This window comes from Bradyrhizobium sp. SZCCHNR1017 (assembly GCF_032381375.1).
Taxonomy (GTDB): Bacteria; Pseudomonadota; Alphaproteobacteria; order Rhizobiales; family Xanthobacteraceae; genus Bradyrhizobium.
Genome location: NZ_JAUHIR010000004.1, coordinates 217,015 through 235,826 on the forward strand (window position 1 = coordinate 217,015; position 18,812 = coordinate 235,826).

General features: G+C 66.5%; 15 protein-coding genes. 6 read left to right on the top strand and 9 right to left on the bottom strand.

All coding sequences use genetic code 11. The features are described from left to right. Positions 1-171: 171 nt before the first annotated feature. The 5 genes from QW863_RS13190 to QW863_RS13210 all read right to left on the bottom strand — a co-directional run bounded on the left by QW863_RS13190 (position 172) and on the right by QW863_RS13210 (position 7,447). Positions 172-768 (bottom strand): hypothetical protein, encoded by a 597-nt coding sequence (locus QW863_RS13190; RefSeq protein WP_315713902.1) that lies wholly within the window; start codon positions 766-768, stop codon positions 172-174. Between the two features lie 184 nt (positions 769-952). Beyond that, complete coding sequence (locus QW863_RS13195) at positions 953-4,108, bottom strand: multidrug efflux RND transporter permease subunit (RefSeq protein WP_315713901.1); 3,156 nt, start codon at positions 4,106-4,108, stop codon at positions 953-955. 6 nt (positions 4,109-4,114) lie between these two features. Next, positions 4,115-5,311: an efflux RND transporter periplasmic adaptor subunit gene (locus QW863_RS13200; protein WP_315713900.1), complete on the bottom strand. Its 1,197-nt coding sequence runs from the start codon at positions 5,309-5,311 to the stop codon at positions 4,115-4,117. A gap of 282 nt (positions 5,312-5,593) precedes the next feature. After that, a complete protein-coding gene (locus QW863_RS13205; RefSeq protein ID WP_315713899.1) occupies positions 5,594-6,622 on the bottom strand; it encodes a cyclopropane-fatty-acyl-phospholipid synthase family protein in 1,029 nt (342 codons plus the stop codon). A 12-nt stretch (positions 6,623-6,634) separates the two neighbouring features. Beyond that, a complete protein-coding gene (locus QW863_RS13210) occupies positions 6,635-7,447 on the bottom strand; it encodes a DUF1295 domain-containing protein (protein ID WP_315713898.1) in 813 nt (270 codons plus the stop codon). Positions 7,448-7,627: 180 nt separating this feature from the next. Between QW863_RS13210 and QW863_RS13215 the strand changes: the two genes are divergently transcribed. The 3 genes from QW863_RS13215 to QW863_RS13225 are packed head-to-tail and all read left to right on the top strand — an operon-like array spanning position 7,628 to position 10,167. Further along, positions 7,628-8,617: a flagellar motor protein MotA gene (locus QW863_RS13215; RefSeq protein ID WP_315713897.1), complete on the top strand. Its 990-nt coding sequence runs from the start codon at positions 7,628-7,630 to the stop codon at positions 8,615-8,617. Between the two features lie 42 nt (positions 8,618-8,659). Beyond that, complete coding sequence (locus QW863_RS13220) at positions 8,660-9,688, top strand: peptidoglycan -binding protein (RefSeq protein WP_315713896.1); 1,029 nt, start codon at positions 8,660-8,662, stop codon at positions 9,686-9,688. After that, positions 9,685-10,167, top strand: coding sequence for a GNAT family N-acetyltransferase (locus tag QW863_RS13225; protein WP_315713895.1), 483 nt, complete (start codon positions 9,685-9,687; stop codon positions 10,165-10,167). The genes QW863_RS13220 and QW863_RS13225 overlap by 4 nt, the downstream gene beginning before the upstream one ends. A 227-nt stretch (positions 10,168-10,394) precedes the next feature. Here QW863_RS13225 and QW863_RS13230 read toward each other — a convergent pair whose 3' ends face one another. Continuing rightward, the gene (locus QW863_RS13230) at positions 10,395-10,595 is read right to left on the bottom strand and encodes a hypothetical protein (protein WP_006614616.1); all 201 of its coding nucleotides are present in this window, start codon (positions 10,593-10,595) and stop codon (positions 10,395-10,397) included. Positions 10,596-10,742: 147 nt separating this feature from the next. Next, the gene (locus QW863_RS13235; RefSeq protein ID WP_315713894.1) at positions 10,743-12,599 is read right to left on the bottom strand and encodes an ABC transporter ATP-binding protein/permease; all 1,857 of its coding nucleotides are present in this window, start codon (positions 12,597-12,599) and stop codon (positions 10,743-10,745) included. A gap of 223 nt (positions 12,600-12,822) precedes the next feature. On the opposite strand from QW863_RS13235, the gene rpmE reads away from it, so the two are divergent. Further along, entirely contained in the window at positions 12,823-13,050 is a 228-nt protein-coding gene (rpmE, locus tag QW863_RS13240) for a 50S ribosomal protein L31 (RefSeq protein ID WP_012046762.1), read from the top strand. Between the two features lie 156 nt (positions 13,051-13,206). Here rpmE and QW863_RS13245 read toward each other — a convergent pair whose 3' ends face one another. Together QW863_RS13245 and QW863_RS13250 are read right to left on the bottom strand one after the other, a co-directional pair. Next, positions 13,207-13,719: a DUF1465 family protein gene (locus tag QW863_RS13245; RefSeq protein ID WP_315713893.1), complete on the bottom strand. Its 513-nt coding sequence runs from the start codon at positions 13,717-13,719 to the stop codon at positions 13,207-13,209. A gap of 613 nt (positions 13,720-14,332) precedes the next feature. Then, positions 14,333-14,524: a DUF1192 domain-containing protein gene (locus QW863_RS13250; RefSeq protein WP_315713892.1), complete on the bottom strand. Its 192-nt coding sequence runs from the start codon at positions 14,522-14,524 to the stop codon at positions 14,333-14,335. An 87-nt stretch (positions 14,525-14,611) separates the two neighbouring features. On the opposite strand from QW863_RS13250, the gene QW863_RS13255 reads away from it, so the two are divergent. Together QW863_RS13255 and QW863_RS13260 are read left to right on the top strand one after the other, a co-directional pair. Continuing rightward, positions 14,612-15,610 carry an NAD(P)H-quinone oxidoreductase gene (locus tag QW863_RS13255; protein WP_315713891.1) on the top strand — a complete coding sequence of 333 codons (999 nt, stop codon included), beginning with the start codon at positions 14,612-14,614 and terminating at the stop codon, positions 15,608-15,610. Positions 15,611-15,779: 169 nt separating this feature from the next. Continuing rightward, the gene (locus QW863_RS13260) at positions 15,780-18,659 is read left to right on the top strand and encodes an EAL domain-containing protein (protein WP_315713890.1); all 2,880 of its coding nucleotides are present in this window, start codon (positions 15,780-15,782) and stop codon (positions 18,657-18,659) included. Positions 18,660-18,812 lie beyond the last annotated feature (153 nt).

The following is an 18,812-nucleotide window of genomic DNA, read 5'->3' on the forward strand; positions in this document are numbered from 1 at the left end:
ACCACCGGCTGTTCTGATGGAGCGAGATGGGGCGACCTGCGCGCCTCAAACATCTCCCTGGGGGTATGGGTCCCGGATCTGCGCGCGCATACGCGCGCTTGTCCGGGACGACGCCGAGGATGGAGTTGGCGGCCGAGCTCTACCGCCGGAAAGCTATCTACAGCCTGAACGCTATCTGCGCCCGCTGGTGAACGCCTGCGGCGTCGCGCCGGGCAATGCCGGGGAATTGATGTCGCTGTCGATGCGGTCGGACGACTGGCCGGCATAGCTGAAGCCGAGCGACAGGCTGACATTGGACGTCGGCTTGAACTCGACGCCGCCATTGATCGCGTAGGCCGGCGTAGACGTCGAGCGTCCGTCGAATGTTGCGAACGGGCCGCCCAGGCCGGGATTGTATTTCAGCGTGTCGAAGCCACCGTAGAGGCTGACCCCGCTCTTGAACGTGTAGCCGTACTGCGCGCCCTCGGTGGTGTACGAGCCGAGCGCCCCATAGCGATTGACGATGTTCGAGCTCAGGCCGACTCCCGAAAGCGCCGCCCAATTGTTCGTCACGCTGTAGCGCCGCGCGAAGAAGCCGCTGTCGGTGCCGTTCGTCGTGAAGCTCGGAAAGTTGCCGTAGGAGTCGAGGCTGCCGGCATCGCTGAAGCCGACCGGCCAGCCCGGCAGCCAGTATTTGACGGGACCTGATTGGGCGTGAGCCGCGTGGCTGACGAAGGAGAGACCAGCAAGCGCGATTGCGAAGACAGATTTGCGAGAGACCATCGACATGCCGTGACCGTTTACATGCTGTGGGAGCATACACGCGGAGAGCGGCGAACTCCAGCCGGTGTCGGTGGAGTTCCGTTCTCCCGGCACGAGCGGTGTGCTCCCCTCCCCCTTGCGGAGAGGGGAGCGGACCGCCTGCGAGGCAAGACCGCGGCACAATCCTCCGAAAAGGCCTATTCAACCTCACTCACGGCTTCACCGGCGCCGGCGGCCCATAAGCCTCAAGCTCCGCCACCGGCTCCGTCTTCTCCCGATCCCCCGCGAGCACGCGCTGGACCGAGACGAAGAACACGGGGACCATCAACAGCGCCAGGATCACCACCGCGATCATGCCGCCCATCACGTTGGTGCCGAGCGCCTGCTGGCTGGCACCGCCGGCGCCGGTCGCCATCGACATCGGCAGCACGCCGCAGACGAAGGCGAGACCGGTCATGATGATCGGGCGGAAGCGCAAGGAGCAGGCCTCGATCGTCGCCGCGACCAGCGGCTTGCCGTGGGCGCGCAGATCCTTGGCAAACTCGATGATCAGGATCGCGTCCTTGGCGGCGAGACCGATGATGGTGATCAGCGCCACCGTGAAGTACACGTCGTTGGACAGGCCGCGCAGATTGGCGGCGACGACGGCGCCGAGGATGCCGAGCGGCACGGTCAGGAGCACCGCGAGCGGGATCGTCCAGCTCTCGTAGAGCGCAGCGAGACACAGGAACACGACCAGCGCCGAGAGACCGAGCAGCAGCGGCGCCTGCGAACCCGACAGCTTCTCCTGCAACGACTGTCCGGTCCATTCATAGCCGAAGCCACGCGGCAGCTTGCCGGCGAGCCGCTCCATCTCCTTGAGCGCGTCGCCCGAGGTGTAGCCCGGCTTGGCCTCGCCGGAGATGCGGATGGCCGGATAGTAGTTGAAGCCGGCGATCTGGGTCGGCCCCTTCGCCCACTGGATGGTGGCAAAGGACGAGAACGGCACCAGCTGGCCCTTGGTGTTCTTGACGCTGTAGTTGAGGATCTCGTCCGCGTTCATGCGGCTGATGCGATCGGCCTGGACGACGACGCGCTGCATGCGGCCGCGGTTCGGGAAGTCGTTGACGTAGGTCGAGCCGAGATTGGTCGAGATCGTGGTGTTGATGTCCTCGAAGGTGACGCCGAACGCGCCCGCCTTCTCGCGGTCGATCATCAGGTTGACCTGGGGTCCCTGCGGCAGGCCCTCGACATAGACCTTCTGCAGCACGGGGCTGGCATTGGCCTCGGCGATCAGCTGGTCGGCGGCCGCGGTCAGCGCAGCATAGCCCTTCTGGCCGCGGTCCTGCAGGCGGAAGCTGAAGCCCGAGGAGTTGCCGAGATTGTCGATCGGCGGCGGCTGCAAGGCGGTGATCTTGGCGTCGCGCAGCGAGGCCAGATCGCGGTTGATGTCGGCGACCAGCGCCGCAGCGCTGTCGCCTTTGCCGCGCTCCGACCAGTCCTTCAGCGAGATGAAGGCCTGCGCGGTGTTGACGCCCTGGCCGGCATAGCTGAAGCCGGTCAGGAAGGTGACGTCCTCGATGCCTTCGCGCTTGGCGAGATACTTCTCGACCGCCTCCACCGCGGCCTGCGTCCGCGCGTAGGACGAGTCCGCCGGCGTCTGGACGTCGGTGGTGATGAAGCCCTGGTCGTCGACCGGCAGGAAGCCGCCGGGCAACTGGATGAAGGCGAAGGTCAGCCCGACCAGGAAGATCGCATAGATCAGCATCAGCCGTCCGGTACGCTTCAGCGCGCCGCCGACCACGCCGGTGTAGCGGTTGCGGCTGCTGTCCATGAATCGGTTGAACCAGCCGAACACGCCCTTCTTTGCGTGGCCGTGGCCGGCCGTGACCGGCTTCAGCAGCGTCGCGCACAACGCCGGGGTCAGCGACAGCGCCAGCAGCGCCGAGAAGCCGATCGCCGCCACCATGGTGACCGAGAACTGCCGATAGATGATGCCGACCGAGCCGGGGAAGAACGCCATCGGCACGAACACCGCCATCAGCACCAGCGTGATGCCGATGATGGCGCCGGTGATCTGGCCCATCGCCTTGCGCGTCGCCTCCTTCGGCGACAGCCCCTCCTCGGTCATGATGCGCTCGACGTTCTCGACCACGACGATGGCGTCGTCGACGAGGATGCCGACCGCGAGCACCATGCCGAACATCGTCAGCATGTTGATGGAGTAGCCGACCAGCATCAGCGTTGCGCAGGTGCCGAGCAGCGCCACGGGCACCACGATGGTCGGAATGATGGTGTAGCGGATGTTCTGCAGGAACAGGAACATCACCACGAACACCAGCACCACGGCTTCGACCAGAGTCATCAGCACCCGCTTGATCGACGCCTTCACCACCGGCGTGATGTCGTAGGGGATCTCATAGCTGATGTTGGAGGGGAAGAAGCGCGACAGCTCCTTCATCTTGGCCTCGACCGCGCTCGCGGTCGCCAGCGCATTGCCGGTCGGCGACAGCAGCACCGAGAGACCCGCAGTCGGCCTGCCGTTGAGGCGGGTGTTGAACTGATAGCTGAGGCCGCCGATTTCGACGCGCGCGACATCGCGCAGCCGCACCGTCGAGCCATCGGGATTGGCGCGCAGGATGATCGATCCGAACTCGTCGGGCGAATCGAGCTGGCCCTTGACCAGCACCAGCGCCGAGGTGCGCTGCGAGGTCGTCGCGGGCTCGGCGCCGAGGCTGCCCGAGGCGACCTGCGCGTTCTGCGCGCCGATCGCCTTGGTGACGTCGTCGGCGGTGAGGCCGTAGCCGATCAGCTTGGCGGGATCGAGCCAGACCCGCAGCGAGCGCTCGGTCGAATACAGCGTGGCGCGGCCGACGCCGGGAATGCGCCGGATTTCGCCGAGCACGTTGCGGATCATGAAGTCGCCGAGCCCGACCTCGTCGAGGCTGCCGTCGGTCGACTGCAGCGTGATGATCTGCAGCACGGCGGCGGAGGCTTCCTCGACCAGGATGCCCTGCTGGATGACGGCGCGCGGCAGCCGCGCCTCGACACGCTTCAGGCGGTTCTGCACCTCGACCGAGGCGTCATTGGTCGACGTGCCCGGCACGAAGTTCGCCGTGATCTCGACCTGGCCGAGCGAATCGCTGGTGGATTCGAAGTTGAGAATGCCGGAGGCGCCGTTGAGCTCCTCCTCGATCAGCCGCGTCACGCTGTTGTAGAGATTCTCCGGCGACGCGCCGGGGTAGCTGGTCGAGATCGAGATCGAGGGCGGCGCGATGATCGGATATTGCGCCACCGCCAGCAGCGGAATCGCGATCGCGCCGATCAGGCAGATGAACAGCGCGACCACCCAGGCGAAGATCGGCCTGTCGATGAAGAAGCTCGGCATGGCGACTTACCGCGTCGCCGACTTCGATTCGAGCTGCGTCGCGGCGCTGACCTCGGTCCAGACCTGGGGCGCGACCCTGTCGCCGGCGGCGAACTTCTGGAAGCCATCCACCACGACCTTGTCGCCAGCGCGCAGACCGTCGGTGATCAGCACCAGGCCATCCTGGGTCGGGCCGGTACGGACCGGCCTGGCGATCGCGCGGTTGTCGTCGCGGATGACGTAGACCTCGGACCCGCCGGCGGCGTTCCGCTGCACCGCCTGCTGCGGCACGCCGACGGAGTCGCTGTCGATGCCCTGCTCGATGCGGACGCGGACATACATGCCCGGCAGCAGCTCGCGCTTCGGATTGGCGAACTCGCCGCGCAAGGTGACCTGACCGGTGGCGGCATCGACCTTGGCGTCGGAGAACAGCAGCTTGCCCGGAATCGAATACGGCGTGCCGTCGTCGAGCACGAGCCGGACCTTGATCGCGTCGGGCGCGATCTGGTCGAGGTCGCCGGACTCGAACGCCCGGCGCAGGCGGTTGAGCTCGCTCACCGACTGGGTGAAGTCGGCATAGATCGGATCGAGCTGCTGGATCGTGACCAGCGAGGTCTCGTTCTGGACCGCGATGGCGCCCTCGCTGACCTGGGCCGCGCCGACGATGCCGTCGATCGGCGCGCGCACGGTCGCATAGTCGAGATTGAGCTGGGCACGCGCAAGATCGGCCTTGCGGGCCTCGATGTCGGCCGCTGCCTCGCGCTCGGTCGAGATCGCCTTTTCGTTCTCGACCGCCGGGGCTGCGCGCTCCTTGAACAGCAGGCTGATGCGGTGGGCCTGCTGCACCGCGCGCTCATGCACCGCCTCGGCCTTGGCCAGCGCCGCCCGGCTCGACAGGATCTCCACCTCGAACGGCTTCGGATCGATGCGATAGAGCGGATCGCCCGCCTTGACCTCGCTGCCCTGGCGGAACAGCCGCTCGACGATGATGCCCGAGACGCGCGGACGAACGTCGGAGACGCGGGTCGGCGCGATGCGGCCGGGCAGCTCGCGCACGATCGCTCGCGCCTTCTGCTCGACGGTCACGATGCCGACGTCCGGAATGACGATCTGCTCATTGGCGGAGGCTTGAGCCTGGATGGGGTCGTTACAGCCGGCCAGCAGCGGCGCGGCGGCCGCGAGCATCAATGCACTGCTGACCAGCGACGCGCGAAAACGTGACATGCGTGGAGGAGCCCCCTCGATGATGATGAAAGCCGGTCGACCGGATGGCCCAGTCATGGCGCCATTCTGGCGCTCGCCTTGCTGCAACATAGAAAAGAGCTGCTGCGACGCAACGCGAAACCCGGGCGGCTTGATGTCACACGAACTACGTAACTGATAGGACAAGCTTTTTCTGGACTCACCTAATTGTGAGCGCTTTGTGGCAGCAGGTTCCCAGCAGGTTTCGCACAGCGAAACGCGAATCCCCCTTCGGCACTGCGGCATCCCGCCGCAGCGAACAAATTAGTTCGCCGGCCGCAGGCGGTAGTGACTGACGCCCCATTCACGGCCTTCGTCGTGCCCAAACAGACCCGCGGTGGCGAGGAAGAACCAGCGCCAGCGGCGCATCCACAGTGCCGTGTCGTCGCCATAGACCGGCTGCAGCACCTGCAGGATGCGGTTGTAGTCGGCATCGAAATTGGCGAGCCAGTCCCGTGCCGTGCGCTGATAATGCGTGCCGCTCCAGCGCCATTCCTTCTCGACCGCGAACAGATCCGCGTACTGCCGGATCAGCCCGTGGCTCGGCATGATGCCGCCGGTGAAGAAGTGCTGCGCGATCCAGTCCTCGCGATCGTTGCGGTCGAACAGGTAGGATCCGGTGCGGTGGGTGAAGATGTGCATGAACAGGCGGCCGTCCGGCGCGAGCCATGACCGGACCCGCGACAGCAGCTCGCGCCAGTTCATCATGTGCTCGAACATCTCAACCGAGACGATGCGATCAAAGCGCGCGTCGGGAGCGAACCCGTTCATGTCGGCGGTGACGACCCGCAGGTTGAGCAGGCCGCGCGCGGCCGCCATCTCCTCGATCGCGCGGCGCTGCGAGTGCGAGTTGGAGACCGCCGTGATCTTCGCACGCGGGAACTGCCGGGCCATGAACAGCGACAGCGAGCCCCAGCCGCAGCCGAGCTCCAGAATGGTCTGGCCATCCTGGAGATCGGCATTGGCGACGGTCTGGCGCAGCGCCTCCTCCTCCGCCTCCCGCAGGGTCGAGACCGGCTCCTTGTAGAAGCAGCAGGAGTATTTGCGGTTCGGCCCGAGCACGCGGGCGAAGAACGCCGCCGGCACCTCATAGTGCTGGCTGTTCGCCGCGTCGGTATGCTCGGCGATCGGCCGCGTCGTCAGCAGGCGGGCGAACTCCGCGTCACCCATCGCATCGGCCCCGCCGAGCCGCGCCGCCGTGCGCGCGCACAATTCGGAGATCGCCGAGCGGATGACGGCATCGGGCAGCGGCACACGCTCGGCGGCGCCGATGATGGTCGAGATGAAGCTCATGCGGTGGCTCCGTTACTTCGTAAAAGGATTTGGCGGCAGGGGAAAGAACGCGCTGGTGCGCGCCTGATAGGCCCGGTAGCGATCGCCGCGCGAGCGCAGCATTTGCTGTTCCAGCGGCGGGATGCCGGTGACGTGGACCAGGATCCAGTACATGAACAATGGCGCGAGCAGGCTGGCGAGGCCCCACGGATGGTCGAACGACAGCGCGATGACCGGATAGGACAGCCAGCACACCCACTCGAAGAAATAGTTGGGATGGCGCGACCGGCGCCACAGGCCGACGTCGCACACCTTGCCCTTGTTGGCGGGATCGGCGCGGAACGCCTTGAGCTGAGCGTCGGCGACGCCCTCGCCGGCGATGCCTGCGAACAGCACGAGGATGCCGAGATAGTCCTGCAGCCGAAGCTCGGCGGCCGGCGCATGGGCGGCGACGAACATCGCGAACACCAGCGGGATCGAGCCCCAGGCCTGCTGCTGCAGGAACAGGAACATCTTTCGCGGTGCGGCCGCGCCCCATTGCCGGGCAAACTCCGCGTAGCGCGGGTCGTCGGAGATGCCGCGGCTGCGCGCTGCGACATGGCCGCCGAGCCGCAGCGACCAGACCGCCACCAGCACCGCGACCAGCCACTGCCGCGCGTTGGGGGCGACGCCGCCGGCGGGCCAGATCGCGCCGGCGGCGCCGACCAGCCCGACGGAAAATGTCCAGATCGTGTCGACCCAGCCGGAGTTGCCGGTGCGCTGCTGCACGACCCAGGCGAGCCCCATCAGCACCGACATCGCCACGGCCATCGCCAGCAGCGCCTGCAGATATTCAACGACGGTCATGACAAAGCCAGGGCGTTCCCGTTAGATATGAGCCACGGGACTAACTACGCCGCGGATGCCCGCCGGTTTCAGCCATAGTTCCGCGCAGGGACGGGATTGCGCTGATCGCGGCTTTTTTCCCGCCGCTGCTGTGCCATAGTGGATTTCAGGGACCGGTCCCCGCAACGGATGTCATCGACAATGCCTCAAGGCTCCCCTTCCCGCTCCGCGATGGATCTCGAACCGACCAAGCTGTCCACGCCCCGGATCTTCCTGGTGCGGATGCTGGTCTTCCTGGTGCTGTGCGCCCTGGTCGGTGTCGTGCTGTACAAGCAGATCATCCTGGCGTTCTTCGCCAATCCCGGCCTGAACGCGCTGATCGGGGCGGTACTGTTGATCGGCGTCATCCTGGCGTTCCGCCAGGTGGTCCGGCTCTATCCGGAAGTGTCCTGGGTCAACAATTTCCGCATCGCCGATCCCGGCCTGGCGGTGCCTCGCCACCCGGTCCTGCTGGCGCCGATGGCCGCGATCCTCGGCCGCGAGCGCTCGGGGCGAATGTCGATCTCGCAGCAGACCATGCGGCACCTGCTCGACTCGATCGCCACCCGGCTCGACGAGGCCCGCGACATCTCGCGCTACATGACCGGCCTCCTGGTGTTCCTGGGCCTGCTCGGCACGTTCTGGGGCCTGATCGAAACGGTCGGCTCGGTCGGCAAGGTGATCGAGGGGCTCAAGGTTGGTGGCGACGCCGGCGCGCTGTTCGATACGCTGAAGGGCGGCCTTGCCGCGCCGCTGGGCGGCATGGGCATCTCGTTCTCGTCCTCGCTGTTCGGCCTCGCTGGCTCGCTGATCCTCGGCTTCCTCGACCTGCAATCGAGCCAGGCGCAGAATCGCTTCTATACCGATCTGGAGGACTGGCTCGCCGGCACCGTGCGGGAATATGGCGGCAGCGGCGACACCGGTGCCGACCTCTCGGTTGCCATCGAGCGGCTGCGCACCGCCTTGGAGGACGGCTCCAACCGCGGCGCCACCGCGGCGATGGCCAACCTCGCCGAGGCGATCCAGGGCCTGGTCGGGCACATGCGCACCGAGCAGCAGATGATCCGCGAATGGGCCGACGGCCAGGGCGAGCAGAACCGCGAGATCAAGCGGCTGCTGGAGCGGCTGGCGCGGCAGACCGAGAAGAGTTGAGCTGCTCCGCCGGCCGGCCGAAGACGAACTAGGAGACGCTGAATGGCGCTTGCCCGTACCCGCCGTGGAGATTCCGGCCTCAACTACTGGCCGGGCTTCGTCGATGCGCTGTCGACGCTGGTGCTGTCGATCGTGTTCCTGCTGACCGTGTTCCTGGTGGTGCAGTTCTTCCTGTCGCAGGAGGTCACCGGCAAGGACAAGGCGCTGGAGCAGCTCAACGCCAAGATCGCGCAGCTCAACGAGATGCTGTCCCTGGAGAAGCTCGGCAAGCTCTCGCTGGACGACCAGGTTGCGCAACTGCGCGCCGGGCTCGCAAGCGCCGAAGCCGAGCGCGACCGCGTCAAGGGCCTCTATGACGGGCTCGCCAATGCCGGCAGCAATGCCGCCGGCCGCGCCAACGAGCTCAACCGGGCGCTCGACTCCGAGAAGCAGGTCTCGGCGCGGGCGCTGGCCCAGATCGAGGTGCTCAACCAGCAGATCAGCGCACTGCGCCGCCAGCTCGCCGCGCTCGAGGATGCGCTCGACGCCTCGGAGAAGCGCGACAAGGAATCGCAGAGCCGCATCGCCGATCTCGGCTCGCGCCTCAACGTCGCGCTGGCACAGCGGGTCCAGGAGCTGACCCGGTACCGCTCGGAGTTCTTCGGCCGGCTGCGCGCCATCCTCGGCAACCGTCCCGACATTCGCGTCGTCGGCGACCGCTTCGTGTTCCAGTCCGAGGTGTTCTTCGACACGGGGCAGGCCACCCTGCTGCCCGAGGGCCAGCAGGAGCTGAACTCGGTGGCGACGGCGCTGGTCGATCTCGACAAGCAAATCCCCGCTGAGATCTCCTGGGTGCTGCGGGTCGACGGCCACACCGACGTTCGTCCGATCAACAGCCCGGTGTTCAAGTCGAACTGGGAATTGTCCTCGGCGCGCGCCATCTCGGTGGTGCAGTATCTGATCTCGCTCGGCGTCCCGGCGCAGCGCCTGGTCGCGGCGGGCTTCGCCGAATTCCAGCCGCTCGACCCCGCGAACACCGAGGACGCCTTCCGCCGCAACCGGCGTATCGAGCTGAAGCTGACGGAGCGGTGACGTCGAGCTCCACCCTGCGCCCCTATCGCGCCGACGACGAGGACGCGGCAATCGCGCTGTGGCAGGAGACGTGGCAGCTCGCCTATCCCGCCATCGACTTCGCCGCGCGCGTTCCGTGGTGGCGCGAACGCTGGCGCAGCGAGCTGGTGCCGAAGGCCGATGTGATCGTGGCCGAGGCGGAGGGCGTGCTCGCCGGGTTCGTCACGATCGATGCGACGGGCTATCTCGATCAGCTGGTCGTCTCGCCCGAGCATTGGGGCTCGCCGCTCGCTACTCAGTTGGTCGATGCAGCGAAGGAGCGATCACCTCACGGCATCACGCTGCTTGTGAACAAAGACAACGCGCGCGCGATCCGCTTCTACAAGCGCAACGGCTTCATTGAAGCCGGCGAGGACGTCAACCCGACCTCGGGCCGTCCCGTGCTGCGGATGGTGTGGATGCCAACACAATCTGTTGAATCCGAGATGGTGCCGCAATGACGCTGCGCTCCCTCTCCCCGTTCTTACGGGGAGAGTGTTGGGGTGAGGGGCAGCCACGCGCACCGACCGTGCGGAGAGCCCCCCTCACCCGGATTGCATCTGACGATGCAATCCGACCTCTCCCCGCACGCGGGGCGAGGTGCACCGAGCGCGCCGCGATTTCTATTCACACAATTGCTGGCGCAGGGAGCTAACGACTTCTCTGCTCGACCCGTTTCGTATTGTCCTCAAACGCCGCGAAACAGCACACCGATCGTCAGCACCACGAACGCGATCGCCAGCGCGTCGAAGGCGTGGGCGGCCGACAGCAGCGGCACCGAGGCGTGCATGTAGTGCGCGAGCATCGCGACGAGGGCGAGCACCAGCGCAATTGCGAAGATGACGAACGAGGGCGGCGTGAGGGCAAAACTGCCACGACGATAAGGCATGTCCGTTGCTCCTGTTGGGACCCGGCACGCCTGCTACGAGCGGCGCGCCATCTGTTCCGGCAGGGAACGTACAAGGCGGGAGAAAGGTTGCAGGGTCGGGAACGAGAATTCCGAGGGTGTTGCCGGCCGTCCACGGTGTTGCAGGAACTACACGCCCTCGAACTGCAGCCGGGCCAGCCGCGCATAGAGACCGTTGGCCGCAACCAGCGACGTGTGGGTGCCCTGCTCGACGATGCGGCCGCGATCCATGACCAGGATGCGGTCGCAGGACAGCACCGTCGCGAGGCGATGCGCGATCACCAGGGTGGTACGGTCCTTCATCAGCCCCTCGAGCGCGGTCTGCACCAGCGTCTCGCTCTCGGCGTCGAGCGCCGAGGTCGCCTCGTCGAGCAGCAGCAGCGGCGCATCGCGCAGGATGGCGCGCGCGATGGCGATGCGCTGGCGCTGGCCGCCCGAGAGCGTGACGCCGCGCTCGCCGAGCGAGGTGTCGAAGCCGTCCGGCAAGCGGCGGATGAATTCGCTGGCATGAGCGAGATCGGCGGCGCGCTCGACCTCGGCGTCGGTCGCCTCCGGCCGGCCGAAGCGGATGTTCTCGCGCGCACTGGCGGCGAACACCACGGATTCCTGCGGCACCAGCGCGATGCGCTCGCGCATCCTGCGCGGGTCGGCCGCGCGCACCGGCACACCGTCGAACGAGATCGAGCCGGAGGCGGGATCGTAAAAGCGCAGCAGAAGATGGAACAGCGTGCTCTTGCCGGCGCCGGAGGGGCCGACGATCGCGACCTTCTCACCGGCGCGGATCGCAAACGAGACGTCATCGAGGACGCGGACATCGGGGCGACCCGGATAGGCGAAGCTGACCCGCTCGAAGCCGAGGTCGCCACGCGCCGGCTCCGGCATCGGGCGCGGCTGCGCCGGCGCCGTGATTTCCGGCTGCACGTGCAACAGCTCGAACAGCCGCTCGGCGGCGCCGGACGCCGCCGACACTTCGCCCCAGACCTCCGAGAGCTGGCCGAGCCCGGCGGCCGCGAAGGCCGCGTAGAGCACGAACTGACCGAGCCGTCCGGCGCTGATCGCACCGGTCAGCACGTCGTGGGAGCCGACCCAGAGGATCGCGACGACGCTGGAGAACACGATGAAGATGATGATCGCGGTGAGCACGCCGCGCGCCTGGGTCGAGATCCGCGCCGCCTCGTAGGCCTGCTCGACCTCGCCGCCGAAACGCGCCGCCGCGAGCCTCTCGCTGGTATAGGCCTGCACCGTCCGGATCGAGCCGATCAGCTCGGACGCATAGGCCGAGGCGTCGGCGAGCGTGTCCTGGGCGTTGCGCGACAGCCGCCGGACCCAGCGCCCGAACGCCACCAGCGGCAGCACGATCAGCGGGATCGCCAGCAGCACGAAGCCGGACAGCTTCGGGCTCGTGATCACCATCATCGCGGTGGCGCCGATGAACAGCAGCAGATTGCGCAGCGCGATGGACACGGAGGCGCCCGCCGCCGATTTGATCTGGGTGGTGTCGGCGGTGAGCCGCGACACCAGCTCGCCGGAGCGCGCGGAATCGAAGAAGGACGGCGACAGCGACATCAGATGCGCGAACACGTCGCGCCGGAGATCGGCGACGATGCGCTCGCCGATCGTCATGACGAGGTAGTAGCGGGCCGCGCTTGCCAGCGCGAGCACCGCCACGACGGCGATCATGACGCTGAAATAGCTGTTGATCAGCTCGATGCCTTTCGGCGTGAAGCCGAAATCGATCATGCGGCGGACCGCGATCGGCACCAGAAGCGTGGTCAGGGCCGCGACCGTGAGCGCGATCAGCGCCAGCAGGGCGCGGCCGCGATAGCGCAGGACATAGGGAGACAGCGCCAACAGCGGGCGCAGCTTCGAGCGCCGCACAGGGCTTGCCGGCTCGGCCAATGCCTCGACGGCCGCAACGGCATCTCCAACCGGATCCTGCCCTGGGGCAGCGCCCTGCCGCTCGTCAAGCCGTTCCACTGCGCTCATGGGCCACCTGAGAATTCTTCCAAATACCGATCTGCCGTCCTGATAGGCCCGCCGGGCCGGGCTTGGCAAATCCGGAAACGTACCAAGGTGTTCATCCGCGACCTTGGCTTGTTTTGGGCAGAACCTTGGGCTATAGAGCGCGCCAATTGTCCCCCTTCAGTGACGACAGGATCAGGCGCGGCCGCGTCGCATCATGTCTTCGCATCGTGCCGTAGGATCAGCCATGAAAGCCGACATTCACCCGAATTATCATACGATTACGGTCGTGATGACCGATGGCACCGAGTACCAGACCCGCTCGACCTGGGGCAAAGAGGGCGACAAGCTCAACCTCGACATCGACCCCAAGTCGCACCCGGCCTGGACCGGTGGCACCCAGCAGATCATGGATCGCGGCGGCCGTGTCTCGCGCTTCCAGAAGAAGTTCCAGGGCTTCCTCAAGAAGGATTGATGCCTTCTTGCCCTCGGCACCGGCCTTCCTGGCCTGCGCCTGATCGAGAGCTCACAGCAAAACGCCCCCGGAAACGGGGGCGTTTTTGTTTCTGAGCTGGTCGCAACGAGACCTTCGGCTGGGGAGCGGCCCGGCGGGGCCGCCCGATGCCGGCGCCTACTGCTCGAACGCGGCCTTCAGCCGGTTGAGATGCGGCACCAGCGGATTGCCGATCGCGCTCTGGTCCGGCGGCGGGGAATGAATGGTCGAGTCGAGCCGGCGGACCCGCACCTGCAGGCTCATCGAGCGCGAGATCAGGCTCTGCAGCTGCTGCGGCAGCTTCTCCAGCAGATCATCCGGCCCGGGATCTGCGGCGGTGAGCTTGACCTTGGTCTTCTCGCGGTTGGCCTGGCTCAGGGTCATCTCGCCCTCCTTCACCGCGCGGTGCAGGAGCAGCCAGGACGCCAGTTGCATCAGGCGGGTGGTGAGACGCATGCTCTCGGTCGCGTAGGTCAGGCTGACGGCGCGGTCGAGCGCCTTGGCCTCGTTGCGGCCGTCGCCATCGAGATAGGCGGCGGTCTCCTCGACCAGATCCATGCCTTCCCGGAACAGCGCGCCGAATGCAGCAGAATTGGTGAGCCGCTCGTTGAACTGAACCAGAGCGCCATCGCCCAGCAAACGGTCCGACATGGTTAACGCCTCTTAAACGCGACTGTTTACGCAACCCGGCAACGTCGCCGGTATGATGAACAAATCATTGCGCGGCCGGTTTCGAGAGTCCAGCAGCAACGCCTTTTATGGTTTCCACGGCGTGGGCCATGCCGTGCCCTCGTACCATTTGCGACTGCAACACGGCCGATCGCGGCCGAGTCGCACGATCAGCTCAACTAGCAACCATGATCACGGCAATAGTTTGCAGTCGTCGAACGAGGATCGTCACGCCTGCCGCGGCGCACAGGATTTTCGCGCCTGACCTGCTGGCGACCGAAGACCGGCACGGGCGCAATGAGCCGGCACGACGTTCGTTCCACGATCGCCGCCTGCGCATGGGGGAGCGCGCCACGGGCGACCGCCCGGTTCGCCCGGCTCGGCGCGGGCGCAAAAAAAGAGCCGCCGTTTCCGGCGGCTTTGAAGTTGATAACAGGGAGGCGTCAAACAGAGTGGACAGGAGCCACTCGGTGTCCAAACGAGGACGGTTCCGGTTGTAAACGCGAAAGCTTAATCAACCGTAAATGGCGAAAATTTTTCAATCTTCGTTAGCCATGTCGGCCACTGGCCGACCGCGTTTCTACGGCCGCGAGGTTCACGACTTGAAGATGCTGGCGGCGGCATCACGCGAGGCGCGCTTTTTCGCCACCGCCTGCTCGATGCGCTCGATCTCGGCCCGGAGCAGCGCCACCCGGCTGGTCAGCTCCTCGACCGACAGCATCGACAGATCCTGCCCGATCTCGTGCGAAACGGCCTTGCGCGGCCGATCGTCGTCCTCGTTCGCCATCTCACCCTCCTCCCGGTTGCCAGCCATGCCCCGGCTGGCTTAAGCACGCGGCAGCACCCGCTTTCAGCCCTCGCCGAAGGATTTCTCATGGAACAGCTGCCCGCGCAAATGACCGTGGTCGCCATCAGCCAGCCGGGCGGACCCGAGGTGCTCAAGCCGGAAACCCGGCCCGTGCCCAAGCCCGGCCCCGGCGAGATCCTGATCAAGGTGAAGGCCGCCGGCGTTAACCGTCCCGATGTCGCCCAGCGCTCCGGCAGCTATCCGCCGCCGCCCGGCGCCAGCGACCTGCCGGGGCTGGAAGTGGCCGGGGAGGTCGTGGCGCTCGGCGAGGGCGCCGTCCGGCACAAGCTCGGCGACACCGTGATGTCCCTGGTCGCCGGCGGCGGCTATGCGCAATATTGCATCGCACAAGACGCGCAGGCGATGGCGGTGCCGCCGGCGCTGTCCCTCCTGGAAGCCGGCGCCCTGCCCGAGACCCTGATGACGGTCTGGCACAACGTGTTCGAGCGCGGCGGCCTGAAGGCGGGCGAGACCCTGCTGGTGCATGGCGGCTCCTCCGGCATCGGCACCATGGCGATCCAGCTCGGCAAGGCATTCGGCGCCAAGGTGCTGGTCACCGTCGGCTCGCAGGACAAGGCCGACGCCTGCGTGAAGCTCGGCGCCGACCGCGCCATCAACTACAAGACGGAGGACTTCGTCGCCGTGGTCAAGGAAGCGACCAGCGGCAAGGGCGCCAACGTCATCCTCGACATGGTCGGCGGCGACTACATCGAGCGCAACTACGACGCCGCGGCCACCGATGGCCGCATCGTCCAGATCGCCTTCCTCGCCAGCCCCAAGGCGTCAGTCAATTTCGTCAAGCTGATGGTGAAGCGCCTGACCCATACCGGATCCACGCTGCGCCCGCGCAGCAACGCCGACAAGGCGGCGATGGTGGCGGCGATCGAGGCCAAGGTGATGCCGTTCCTGCGCGAGGGCCGCATCAAGCCATTGATGGACTCGACCTTTCCCCTCGCAGATGCAGCCAAAGCGCATGCACGCATGGAGACGAGCCAACATATTGGCAAAATTGTGTTGGAAATCTAGGCGCAGTCTAAACACAGCGTGTTTGGAAACTCTTTGATTCTCCTCGCTTTCGTGCCAATGATCGCGCACAGCTGAACCGTGCCTGGAACGGCTCCAATTAGCCCGGCGACGACCTCTTTCGATTTGGCTTGTTTCGCTTTGGATTGGTGTCGAACGCGGAGATTTGACATTGCGTCTGATCAGGTGCCTCGCGTCGTTGGCGGCGCTGGGCCTCGTGATGTGTGGTGCCGCTGCCCCCGCTCAGGCCGTTGACGCGGTCAGCGTTCGCAGCGATGCGCCTGCGATCGACCTCACGGGCATCCTCGATCATCAGCGCAGCGAGAACGACCGCATCCAGGTCTCGACCGCGCCCGGCACCGACGGCATCGTCCGCCGCATCGAGGTGCGGGCCCGCGAGGGCGGCCAGAACTGGATCGTGTTCGCACTGGCCAACAACACCGACGACCAGCTCGACCGCCTGATCGTGGCACCGCACTACCGCGTGGTCGGCTCCGGCGTGTTGTGGCCCGATCTCGGCCTGTCGCGCATCGCCACCATCACGCCCTCGGTCGGCGACCTGCCGGAGCGGCAGGAGAGCCCGACCGCCGACGTCTTCCGCGTCACCCTCGATCCGGGCTCGGTCGTTACCTTCGTGGCCGAGCTGCGCACGGACAAGCTGCCGCAGCTCTATCTGTGGGAGCCCGAGGCCTACAAGGACAAGGTCAACTCGTTCACGCTGTACCAGGGCATCGTGATCGGCATCTCCGGTCTTCTCGCCCTCGTTCTCACGATCCTGTTCGTGGTCAAGGGCAGTATCATGTTTCCGGCGGCCGCGGCGCTGGCCTGGGCGGTGCTGGTCTATATCGGCGTCGATTTCGGCTTCTGGGGCAAGGTCCTGGACATGTCGAACAATGCCGAGCGCGTCTGGCGCGCGGCGGGCGAGGCGATCCTCGCCGCGACCCTGCTGGTGTTCCTGTTCGCCTATCTCAATTTGTCGCGCTGGCACGTTCGCTACTCGCACATCACGCTGGGCTGGCTGTTCTTCCTGGGCTCGCTGGTCGCGGTGGCGCTGTTCGACCCGGCGGTGGCCTCGGGCATCGCGCGCATGTCGTTGCTCTTGATCGCCGTGCTGGGCTTTGCGCTGATCGTCTATCTCTCCAGCCACGGCTTCGACCGCGCGGTGCTGCTGATCCCGACCTGGTTCCTGCTCACGGTGTGGGTCGCCGCCGCCGGCATGACGGTTGCGGGCCAGGTCACCAACGACATCGTCGGCCCGGCGCTGCTCGGCGGCCTCGTGCTGATCGTGATGCTGATCGGCTTCACCGTGATGCAGCACGCCTTCGCCGGCGGCGGCGCCACCACCGGCATCGTCTCCGACGTCGAGCGCCGCGCGCTGGCGCTCGCCGGCTCCGGCGACCTGATCTGGGACTGGGACGTCTCCGCCGACAAGGTGTTCACCAGCCCGGAGACCGAGAGCCTGCTCGGCCTCAAGCGCGGCACGCTCGAAGGCCCGGCCGCGAAATGGCTCGAGGTGCTGCATCCGCTCGATCAGGACCGCTTCCGCGCCGCGCTCGACAGTGTCCTCGACCAGCGCCGCGGCCGCCTGGTGCAGGACTTCCGGCTGCGCACGCCCGACGGCCATTTCATGTGGTTCGCGCTGAAGGCGCGCCCCGTGGTCGGCTCCGACGGCGAGGTCTCGCGCGTGGTCGGCACCTTGACGGACGTGACCGAGTTCAAGAATGCCGAGGAGCGCCTGCTCCACGACAGCGTGCACGACAATCTGACCGGCCTGCCCAACCGCAAGCTGTTCATCGACCGTCTTGCCGCCGTCGCCAATTTCGCCAAGTCGATGCCGGCCATGCGGCCGACCCTGATGGTGATCGATCTCGACCGCTTCAAGCAGGTCAACGACTCCGTCGGCATCGCGGTCGGCGATTCCATCCTGCTGACCCTGGCGCGGCGGCTGTCGCGCATCCTCAAACCCCAGGACACGCTGGCGCGGCTGGCCGGCGATCAGTTCGGCCTGATCCTGCTGTCCGAGCAGGACCCCGCCCGCATCACCGCTTTCGCCGAGACCATCCGCAAGACCATCCGCGCGCCGATCGCCTTCAACGAGCGCGAGATCTTCCTGACCGCCTCGATCGGGCTCGCTTTGTCCGATCCGCAGACGCAACTGTCGGAGGACATCATCAAGGATGCCGAGCTTGCGATGTATCATTCCAAGCGCATCGGCGGCGACCGCATCGACGTCTACAAGCCGGCGATGCGCGCGCGCAAGAACGACCGCCTGACCCTGGAGAGCGAGCTGCGCCGCTCGATCGAGCGCCAGGAGATCACCATCCTTTACCAGCCGATCGTGCGGCTGGAGGATCGCTCGATCGCCGGCTTCGAGGCGTTGGCACGCTGGGACCATCCGAAGCTCGGCCGGATGTCGCCGATCGAGTTCATCACCATCGCGGAAGAGATCGGCCTGATCGTCGATCTCGGCACCTTCGTGCTCGACCAGACGGCGCGGCAGCTCTCGGTGTGGCAGCGCGCGACACGGCTGCGCGAGCCGATCTTCGCCAGCGTCAACGTCTCCTCCCGCCAGCTCCTGCGCCACGACCTGATCCACGACATCCGCTCGGTGCTGGCGCGCTCTTCGGTGGCGCGCGGCTCGCTCAAGATCGAGCTGACGGAATCGCTAGTGATGGAAAACCCCGAGCACGCCGCGCAGATGCTGGCGCGCATCCGCGAGCTCGGCGTCGGCCTGTCGATCGACGATTTCGGCACCGGCCATTCCTCGCTGGCCTATCTGCAGCGCTTCCCGTTCGACACCTTGAAGATCGACCAGTCGTTCGTGCGCACCACCGCGCGCGGCACCCGTCCCGTCATCCTCAAATCGATCATCGCGCTGGCGCACGACCTCGGCATGGACGTGGTGGCGGAAGGCGCGGAGACCGACTCCGATGCCGTCGAGCTCTATCAGCTCGGCTGCGAATACGCCCAGGGCTACGCCTTCGGCGAGCCGATGGACGCCGACGCCGCGATGCGGCTTCTCACGGAAGAGCGGCTGGAAGCGGCGAGCTGAGGCTGCAATGCATCCAGGACGGCAACAGCCTCAGGATGCATCTTTCATTTTGCTTCGTTTGAGGTAGATTTACTGCGGTACCGCGTAAAGGGTGCCGTGTGAGTGATGACCGATGCGTGCTTGCGGGGCAGAAGGCTCGCGACATGGCCCGTT